The sequence below is a fragment of the Micromonospora sp. ATLC16 genome (assembly GCF_057196645.1).
Genome location: NZ_JBXUOW010000004.1, coordinates 146,972 through 154,931, shown reverse-complemented (window position 1 = coordinate 154,931; position 7,960 = coordinate 146,972). Strand labels below are relative to the sequence as shown.

The following is a 7,960-nucleotide window of genomic DNA, read 5'->3' as shown; positions in this document are numbered from 1 at the left end:
CCGGGCCCCCCCCCCCGGGGCGGGCGGGGCGGGATACCCCCGCCCCCGGGGCGGCCGCCCCGTACCCCCTTCGGTGGGTACGCGTCATCCGTCCGCTGAGGGTGGGGTCTGTGGTGGGTGGGGGGCCGTCCGTCTGTGGCGGTCTCGTGTGTGAGTGGGTCAGGTTCTTCGGGCGCGGGCTACCAGGGTGGTGTAGGGGAGGGTGATGGTTTCCTGGGTGGCCAGGTCGGGGTGGGTGTGGAGCAGGGTGCGGACCTGGTGGTCGACGTCGGCGCGGCGGGCGGGGGTGGCGGTGAGGTAGTGGGAGCGGGTGCGGACCAGGCCGAGCAGTTCGTCGGGGGTCAGCGTGGTGGTGTGGGTGAACTCGGCCCACTCCGGGCTGGTGAAGGAGTCGCCGAAGTCGGTCACGCTCTGCCGCAGGTACTCGACGGTGTCGCCGATCTCGGCGATCCGGCTCAGCTCGGCCACCCAGCCGCACGAGTCGTCCCGCACGTTCCACAGCGGCGCGAAGACCCCGCCGGGCCGCAGCACCCGGGCGATCTCCGAGTGTGCCCGTGGCCGGTCGAACCAGTGGTACGCCTGGCCGGTGAGCACGGCGTCGGCGAACCCGCCGGGCAGCGGCATCGTCTCGGCGCTGCCGGCCAGTGCGCGCACCGCGGTGTCGACCGACATCAACTGGGCCCGCATCGCGGCGTCGGGCTCGACGGCGGTCACCCGGTGCCCCAGGTCGAGCAGCCCACGTGCCAGGATGCCGGTCCCGGCACCCAGATCGACAAGTTGCGCGGGAGCGTCGATGCCGTCGAGCGCCCAGCGCAGTGCTGTCAGTGGATAGCGGGGACGGTAGCGGTCGTAGTCGGCGGCGGCGGTGCCGAAGGAGAGGGCCTGGGTGGGGTCGGTCATGACCGGCAGGCTATCCAGTAACGGCTGCCGGAGCGTTTGAGTACGCTCGGGGCTTGACCCCGCCCGAATTCTCCCGCTGAGGAAGCGTGCCGTGACCCAACAGAGCCCCGTGCCAGTCGACCCCGCCGACGACCTTCCCGAGCAGATGAAGGTCCGCCGGGAGAAGCGGGACCGGATGCTCGCCGACGGTGTGCAGCCCTACCCGGTCGGCTTCCCGCGCACCAGCACGCTGAGCCAGCTGCGCGAGCGATACGCGGAGCTGCCCACGGACACCGCCACCGGCGACCGGGTCTCCGTCACCGGCCGGGTGATCTTCGTGCGGAACACCGGCAAGCTCTGTTTCGCCACCCTGCGCGACGGCGATGGCACCGAACTCCAGGCCATGCTGTCGCTGGACCGGGTCGGCGCGGACCGGCTGGAGGCCTGGAAGCGGCTGGTCGATCTCGGTGACCACGTCGGTGTCACCGGCGAGGTGATCACCAGCCGCCGGGGTGAGTTGTCGGTGCTGGCCGAGCAGTGGGCGGTCACCGCCAAGGCGTTGCGCCCGCTGCCGGTGGCGCACAAGCCGCTCAGCGAGGAGGCCCGCGTCCGGCAGCGCTACGTCGACCTGGTCGTCCGACCGCAGGCGCGGCAGATGGTGCGTACCCGGGCGGCGGCGGTGCGCAGTCTGCGCGATTCGTTGCACGGCGAGGGTTACCTGGAGGTGGAAACCCCGATGTTGCAGTTGCTGCATGGGGGTGCGGCGGCCCGACCGTTCGTGACCCACAGCAATGCACTCAACACCGATCTGTACCTGCGAATCGCGCCGGAACTGTTTCTGAAGCGCGCCGTCGTCGGCGGCGTCGAGCGGGTCTTCGAGATCAACCGCAACTTCCGTAATGAGGGTATCGACTCTTCGCACTCGCCCGAGTTCGCCATGCTGGAGGCGTACGAGGCGTACGGCGACTACAACACGATGGCGGAGTTGACCCGCGATCTCGTCCAGCGGGCGGCGATCGCGGTCTCCGGATCGACGGTGGTCACCCACGCCGACGGTCGAGAGTTCGACCTCGGCGGCGAGTGGCGTTCGGTCACCCTCTTCGGCGTACTTTCCGAGGCGCTCGGCGAGGAGGTCACGGTGCACACCGACCAGGCGCGCCTGGTCGAGTACGCCGACAAGGTGGGCCTGGCCGTCGACCCGAAGTGGGGGCCGGGCAAGCTCGCCGAGGAACTGTTCGAGGAATTGGTCGTACCCGGTCTGGAGGCCCCCACCTTCGTGCGGGACTATCCGGAGGAGACCAGTCCGCTGACCCGCGCTCATCGCACCGAGCCGGGCCTGGCGGAGAAGTGGGACCTGTACGTGCTCGGTTTCGAGCTGGGCACCGCGTACTCCGAGCTGGTCGACCCGGTGGTGCAGCGGGAACGACTGTCGGCCCAGGCGCAGCTGGCCGCCCGGGGCGACGACGAGGCGATGCGACTGGACGAGGACTTTCTCCGGGCGATGGAGTACGGAATGCCGCCGGCCGGTGGCATGGGAATGGGAATCGACCGCCTCCTGATGGCGCTGACCGGCCTGGGAATTCGGGAAACCATCCTCTTCCCCTTGGTTCGCCCCGAGTAGTCGTACGAAAACTTACCGCCTCGTTACCGCATCCTATTGACGTGGCAAGCATCTGGCGGGTTATTGTGCTTGTGTAGTTGGCAGGATCAGCCCTGCTCGAAAGGAATGTGGCGTGGCCAAGCAGATCATTCACAAGCTGGTCGATGACCTGGACGGCGGGGACGCGGACGAGACCGTCAAGTTCGCGCTCGACGGTGTTCAGTACGAGATCGACCTGTCAGGTTCGAACGCAGAGAAATTGCGCGAGGTATTCGCCCCGTACATCGACCACGGCACCAAGGTCGGTCGCGGCGGTGTGGTCGTCGGTGGTCGGGCCGCCCGTGGCCGCGGTGGCGCCACCGCCGACCGTGAGCAGAACAAGGCCATCCGGGCGTGGGCCCGCAAGGCCGGCAAGGACATCTCGGACCGGGGCCGGATCCCCCAGGAGATCGTCGACGAGTACCACTCGAAGGCCGGTCACTGAGACCAGTCACCACGAGCGGCCACGACGCCGGCCCGGAGAAGCTCTCCGGGCCGGCGTCGGCGTCGGCGGGGCTATATTCGGGATGTATCGCGCGTTGTCCACAACCGGTGGATGTCTTGTCCACAACCTGTGGATGGCGCCGTGGCGGTGCCGTCCCCGGGGCGGGACCCCCCCCGTGCGGCGTTCCCGGGAGTCTCGGCCACCGGACCGAATTTCGCTCTGCGCGTACAGAGACCACGCCCGGAACACCCGTTGAGCGTGGAGGGTTGTGCAAAACGACGCGTACCGGGCCTACGACGCAGACACACGAGGTCAGCCGAGTCGGCTCGCGGCGATAGAGTAATGAGGCGCGGACGCCCGTCCCGGGCGCTCGCGTATCCGGCCCCGCCGAGAGTCTTGACCACCAAGATCGAGTGCGCACGGCACGTGAGGAGCACGAGGGCATGTTCGAGCGGTTCACCGACCGAGCGCGACGGGTTGTCGTCCTGGCCCAGGAAGAGGCCCGGATGCTCAACCACAACTACATCGGTACGGAGCACATCCTGTTGGGCCTGATCCATGAGGGTGAGGGCGTCGCGGCGAAGGCTCTGGAGAGCCTCGGCATCTCCCTGGAGGGCGTGCGCCAGCAGGTGGAGGAGATCATCGGTCAGGGTCAGCAGGCGCCGAGCGGGCATATTCCGTTTACGCCGCGGGCCAAGAAGGTGTTGGAGCTGTCGCTGCGGGAGGCGTTGCAGCTCGGCCACAATTACATCGGTACGGAGCACATCCTGCTCGGGCTGATCCGTGAGGGTGAGGGCGTCGCCGCCCAGGTGTTGGTCAAGCTCGGTGCGGACCTGAACCGGGTCCGTCAGCAGGTGATCCAGCTGCTCTCCGGCTATCAGGGCAAGGAGCCGGCCGCGGCGGGTGCCGCGCCGGGCGAGGCCGCGCCGTCGACGAGTCTGGTGCTGGATCAGTTCGGCCGGAACCTGACCCAGGCGGCCCGGGAGGGCAAGCTCGATCCGGTGATCGGGCGGGAGAAGGAGATCGAGCGGGTCATGCAGGTGCTGTCCCGCCGGACGAAGAACAACCCGGTGTTGATCGGCGAGCCTGGTGTGGGTAAGACCGCCGTGGTGGAGGGCCTGTCCCAGAAGATCATCAAGGGTGAGGTGCCGGAGACGCTGAAGGACAAGCAGCTCTACACGCTTGATCTGGGCGCGCTGGTGGCGGGTTCCCGTTATCGGGGTGATTTCGAGGAGCGTCTGAAGAAGGTGCTCAAGGAGATCCGCACCCGGGGCGACATCATCCTGTTCATCGACGAGATCCACACCCTGGTCGGTGCGGGTGCCGCGGAGGGCGCGATCGACGCGGCGAGCATTTTGAAGCCGATGCTGGCCCGGGGTGAGTTGCAGACGATCGGCGCGACGACGCTGGATGAGTACCGCAAGCATCTGGAGAAGGACGCCGCGTTGGAGCGGCGTTTCCAGCCGATCCAGGTCGGTGAGCCGTCGCTGGCGCACACCATCGAGATCCTCAAGGGTCTGCGGGACCGGTACGAGGCGCACCACCGGGTGAGCATCACCGACGCGGCGTTGGTGGCTGCGGCGACGCTGGCCGATCGGTACATCTCCGACCGGTTCCTGCCGGACAAGGCGATCGACCTCATCGACGAGGCCGGTGCCCGGATGCGGATCCGTCGGATGACCGCGCCGCCAGACCTGCGGGACTTCGATGAGCGGATCGCGCAGGTGCGTCGGGACAAGGAGTCCGCGATCGACGCGCAGGACTTCGAGCGCGCCGCGCAGTTGCGCGACAGCGAGAAGCAGCTGCTGGGTCAGAAGGCGCAGCGGGAGAAGGAGTGGAAGGCCGGTGACCTGGACGTCGTCTCGGAGGTCGACGATGAGCAGATCGCCGAGGTGTTGGGTAACTGGACGGGTATCCCGGTCTACAAGTTGACCGAGGAGGAGACCTCACGCCTGCTGCGTATGGAGGACGAGCTGCACAAGCGCGTCATCGGCCAGGAGGACGCGGTCAAGGCGGTGTCGAAGGCGATCCGGCGTACCCGCGCCGGCCTGAAGGACCCCAAGCGCCCGTCGGGCTCGTTCATCTTCGCCGGCCCGTCCGGGGTGGGTAAGACCGAGCTGTCCAAGGCGCTCGCGGAGTTCCTGTTCGGGTCCGAGGACGCGTTGATCCAGCTGGACATGTCGGAGTTCCACGACCGGTACACGGTGTCGCGGCTGGTGGGTGCCCCTCCCGGCTACGTCGGTTACGACGAGGGTGGGCAGCTGACCGAGAAGGTGCGTCGTCGGCCGTTCAGTGTGGTGCTGTTCGACGAGATCGAGAAGGCCCACCCGGATGTGTTCAACACGCTGCTGCAAATTTTGGAGGACGGTCGGCTCACCGATGGTCAGGGCCGGATCGTGGACTTCAAGAACACGGTCATCATCCTGACCACCAACCTCGGCACCCGCGACGTCGCCAAGGCCGTGTCGCTGGGTTTCCAGGCGTCGGAGGACTCCGAGTCGAACTACGACCGGATGAAGCAGAAGGTCAACGACGAGCTCAAGCAGCACTTCCGGCCCGAGTTCCTGAACCGTATCGATGACACCATCGTCTTCCACCAGCTGCGCGAGTCGGAGATCCTCTCGATCGTCGACATCATGATCCGGCGGATCGAGACCCAGCTGCGGAACAAGGACATGGGTCTGGAACTGACCGACAACGCCAAGAAGTACCTGGCGAAGAAGGGCTTCGACCCGGTGCTCGGCGCCCGTCCCCTGCGTCGCACGATCCAACGCGACATTGAGGACAACCTGTCCGAACGAATCCTGTTCAACGAACTCACCCCCGGCCAGATCGTGGTCGTCGACTGCGAAGGCGACCCCGACGACATCGACAAGTCAAAGCTCGTCTTCAAGGGCTCCGACCGCCCGGTGGAGGTGCCGGACGCCGTGCCGGCCGACCTCGGCGGCAGGACGGCTCCAGCAGGCGCTGACGAGTAAGGTCGTCAGCCGAAGCAACGGCGGCCCGGTGGTGAATGCCACCGGGCCGCCGCCGTCTGTGGGGTCGGGGCGTGAGCGAGCCACCTATAGCCAGGTGGCCGATTTGTGGTGAATTGTCGTGACGGTGGTCACGGTTTGCCGGGGCATGGACCGGTCCGGAGAGCCGTTGTACCGGGAGTAACCGCGATGCCCGGTCGGCCAGCCCGCAAATGATCGGGCACCGAGGTCGTCGCAGACCTGGAGCAGGCGCGCCCGTGCCGCTTCCATCCGACGCGGTATCGCATCCTCCCATCTCCTGGTGTGGTGTCGATCCCCCGAGACGGAAGGCAACGATCATGACTAGTCCGATCCGCAAGGCTGCCCTGACCGCCGCCGGTGCCGTCTGTGCCGGTGGGATGATCGCCGGCCCGGTGGGCGCGGCCGCTGCCCCGCCGAGTTCCGACCCGCTGGCCGCCGCGACCGAGCGGGGACACGGCAAAGGTGAGCGGCAGTTGAAGCTGCGCTACGAGGCCCAGCCGAATTTCTATTACTGCGGCCCGGCTGCGGTGCGCAACACCCTGAGCATCCTGAACAAGGACGTCTCGCAGGACGACCTGGCCCGCGAGATGGGCACCACCGAGCAGGGCACCGACTCGGCCTTCCTGATCACCGAGGCCCTCAATCGGAAGGCCGGCATGGACGTCTACCGCACGGTGGAGATCCCCGGTCAGGCCGCCGGACGGGCGGAGACCGACCGGCTGCGGAAAGACGTCGTCCGCGCCGTCGACAACGGCCGGGGCGTGGTGGCCAACGTCGTGGGCACCGCAACCGACCTTCACGGGGGCAGCCACACCTTCGATGGCGGGCATTACATCGCGGTGACCGGCTACCGCGACGGTGGCGACCAGATGAAGGTCGCTGACTCGGCCAACGCCACCCGAGCCGAGTACTGGATCAGCACCGACGCGCTGGCCGACTGGATCGCCAGCCGTGGCTATTCCGCCTGATCCACCCGCCAGAGATCGAATGCTGAGGGCCGGTCCCGTTCGGGGCCGGCCCTCAGCCGGCCGCCGTTGGTCGCGGCCCGTCGACGGTGACCGGTACTCAGCCAGGCACCGGTGTCGGCGGGCCGTCGCCGATCAACCGGAACGATGCCTCACCGACCGGCTCCACCAGACCGTCGTCGACCAGTCCGGCGAGGGCCCGGGCCCGCTGCACGTCGTCCGTCCACACCTGGTCCAGGCGTTGGTGCGGCACCGGGCCGGTGGCCTCCCGTAGCACTCCGAGCAGCAGGCCGCGTACCTGGCGGTCGGTGCCCGCGTACCGCTGGGGGCGGCGGGTCGGACCGGCTGGAGCGGGGCGTCCCGAGGCCCGCCAGGCGCAGGTCGACTCGACCGGGCACGCCTCGCAACGGGGCGACCGGGCGGTGCAGACGATCGCCCCCAATTCCATGATGGCGGCGCTGGCCAGGGCCGCCGCGGCTGGTTCGGTGGGCAGCAGTTCCTCGGTGGCGACCAGATCGGCGGGGCGGGTGGTCGGGCCGGCATCCGGTTCTCCGGCCACCGCCCGACAGACCACCCGACGTACGTTCGTGTCGACCACCGGGTGACGCTGGCCGTACGCGAAGGCGGCGACCGCCCGGGCGGTGTACGTGCCGACCCCGGGCAGGGCGAGCAGTTGCTCCAGCCGGTCCGGCACCGCACCGCCGTGCCGTTCCACGACGGCGACCGCGCACTCGTACAGCCGGACCGCCCGGCGCGGATAGCCCAGCCGCCCCCACATGCGGATCGCCTCGGCGGGGCTGGACCCGGCCAGGGCGGCCGGCGTCGGCCAGCGCTCCAACCACGCCTGCCAGGCGGGCAGCACCCGGACGACCGGCGTCTGCTGGAGCATGACCTCGCTGACCAGGATCGCCCAGGGGCTCGTCGCGGGCTGGCGCCAAGGAAGGTTCCGGGCGTGCTGCTCGTACCACCGGCTGACCCGGCCGGCGAATGTGGGTTCTGTCATCGCGTCGCTGATGATGTCACGCGCGCCGTTCCC

At 68.6% G+C, this 7,960-nt stretch carries 6 protein-coding genes; 4 read left to right on the top strand and 2 right to left on the bottom strand.

From position 1 onward, the window contains the following. Positions 1-159 precede the first annotated feature (159 nt). Complete coding sequence (locus AC2CHE_RS03510) at positions 160-900, bottom strand: class I SAM-dependent methyltransferase (RefSeq protein ID WP_484503421.1); 741 nt, start codon at positions 898-900, stop codon at positions 160-162. A 91-nt stretch (positions 901-991) separates the two neighbouring features. Here AC2CHE_RS03510 and lysS point away from each other — a divergent pair, with 91 nt between their 5' ends. The 4 genes from lysS to AC2CHE_RS03490 all read left to right on the top strand — a co-directional run bounded on the left by lysS (position 992) and on the right by AC2CHE_RS03490 (position 6,927). After that, positions 992-2,500: a lysine--tRNA ligase gene (gene lysS / locus AC2CHE_RS03505; protein WP_484503420.1), complete on the top strand. Its 1,509-nt coding sequence runs from the start codon at positions 992-994 to the stop codon at positions 2,498-2,500. Positions 2,501-2,612: 112 nt separating this feature from the next. Further along, positions 2,613-2,963, top strand: coding sequence for a histone-like nucleoid-structuring protein Lsr2 (locus AC2CHE_RS03500; protein WP_484503419.1), 351 nt, complete (start codon positions 2,613-2,615; stop codon positions 2,961-2,963). 443 nt (positions 2,964-3,406) lie between these two features. Then, a complete protein-coding gene (locus AC2CHE_RS03495; protein ID WP_484503428.1) occupies positions 3,407-5,941 on the top strand; it encodes an ATP-dependent Clp protease ATP-binding subunit in 2,535 nt (844 codons plus the stop codon). A 332-nt stretch (positions 5,942-6,273) separates the two neighbouring features. Then, the gene (locus AC2CHE_RS03490; RefSeq protein ID WP_484503427.1) at positions 6,274-6,927 is read left to right on the top strand and encodes a C39 family peptidase; all 654 of its coding nucleotides are present in this window, start codon (positions 6,274-6,276) and stop codon (positions 6,925-6,927) included. A gap of 97 nt (positions 6,928-7,024) precedes the next feature. Here AC2CHE_RS03490 and AC2CHE_RS03485 read toward each other — a convergent pair whose 3' ends face one another. Then, positions 7,025-7,927 carry an HhH-GPD family protein gene (locus AC2CHE_RS03485; protein WP_484503418.1) on the bottom strand — a complete coding sequence of 301 codons (903 nt, stop codon included), beginning with the start codon at positions 7,925-7,927 and terminating at the stop codon, positions 7,025-7,027. Positions 7,928-7,960: the final 33 nt, after the last annotated feature.